Below are 1,370 nucleotides of genomic sequence, written 5' to 3'. Positions count from 1 at the left end.
CCCTGGATCGTGCCCAACAAGGGCCGGATCGGCTTCTCCGGCACCGACGCCGCCCGCTGGGCCCCGGAGGCCCGCAGCCCCCGCCCGCTGCCCTGGATCGCCGTCCACCGCCGGCTCGCCGAGTACCGCGGGGTGCCCGGCCTGGAACGGCCCGAGCAGCTGTACGCCCGCGAGCTGGACGACGTCGACGCGCTGCGCGCCGCGCTCGGCCCGGACGCCGGGGACTACCTGCTGCTGCCCGTCCACCCCTGGCAGTGGGACGAGACGATCCTGCCGCTGTTCGCCCCCTGGATCGCCTCCGGCGAGATCGTCCCGCTGCCCTCGGACGGCGACCCACGGCTGCCCCAGCAGTCCATCCGCTCCTTCTTCAACACCGCCCACCCCGAGCGCTGCACCGTCAAGCTGCCGCTGTCCGTCCTGAACACCCTGGTCTGGCGCGGCCTGCCGGTCGAGCGCACGCTGGCCGCGCCCGCCGTCACCGCCTGGCTGCTCGGGCTGCGCGACGCCGACCCGTACCTGCGCGACGAGTGCCGGGTGATCCTGCTCGGCGAGATTGCCTCCGTCACCGTCGACCACCCGCTCTACCGCGAGCTGCCCGAGGCTCCGTACCAGTACAAGGAGCTGCTCGGCGCGATCTGGCGCCAGCCGCTCGGCCCCTTCCTGGACGGCGGCGAGCGGGCCCGCACCCTGGCCGCGCTGCTGCAGACCGGCTCCGACGGGCGGGCGCTCGCCGCCGAGCTGATCGACCGCTCCGGCCTGCTCCCCGGCGACTGGACCGCCCGGCTGTTCGCCGCGACGATGCCGCCGCTGCTGCACTTCCTCTACCGCTACGGGCTGGTCTTCTCCCCGCACGGCGAGAACGCGATCGTGGTCTTCGACCCGTCCGACGTGCCGGTCCGGCTCGCGGTCAAGGACTTCGTGGACGACGTCAACCTCAGCGCGCAGAGCCTGCCCGAACTGCACGCGCTGCCCGCCGAGGTCGCCGAGGTGCTGCTGCGGGAGAGCCCGCAGGGACTCTGCCAGTTCATCCACTCCGGGCTCTTCATCGGCGTCTTCCGCTACCTCGCCCCGCTGCTGGAGGCGCAGACCGGACTGCCCGAGACCGAGTTCTGGGCGCTGCTGCGTGCCGAGGTGCTGCGCTACCAGGACCGCTTCCCCGAGCTGGGCGAGCGCTTCGAGCTGTTCGACCTGTTCCGCCCCCGGATCGACCGGCTCTGCCTCAACCGCAACCGGCTGCTGCTGGACGGCTACCAGGACCGCCCGCACCGCCCGCACGCCGCCCGGCACGGGACCGTGCCGAACGCGCTGGTCGCGGTGGACGTGCGACTGCCCGGGCAACGGGACCGGATTGTCACCCCCGCCCCGTAGGG

At 73.6% G+C, this 1,370-nt stretch carries 1 protein-coding gene; it reads left to right on the top strand.

Annotation, left to right across the window (positions count from 1 at the left end; genetic code table 11):
* The coding region (locus ACIQOV_RS41505) for an IucA/IucC family protein (protein ID WP_401056339.1) at positions 1–1,368 on the top strand (1,368 nt) is incomplete at its 5' end.
* Positions 1,369–1,370: the final 2 nt, after the last annotated feature.

Source organism: Kitasatospora sp. NPDC091257, assembly GCF_044757675.1.
Lineage (GTDB): Bacteria > Actinomycetota > Actinomycetes > Streptomycetales > Streptomycetaceae > Kitasatospora > Kitasatospora lactacystinica.
Note: the sequence above shows the minus strand (reverse complement) of the source record. Positions and strands in the feature narration are given on the sequence as shown.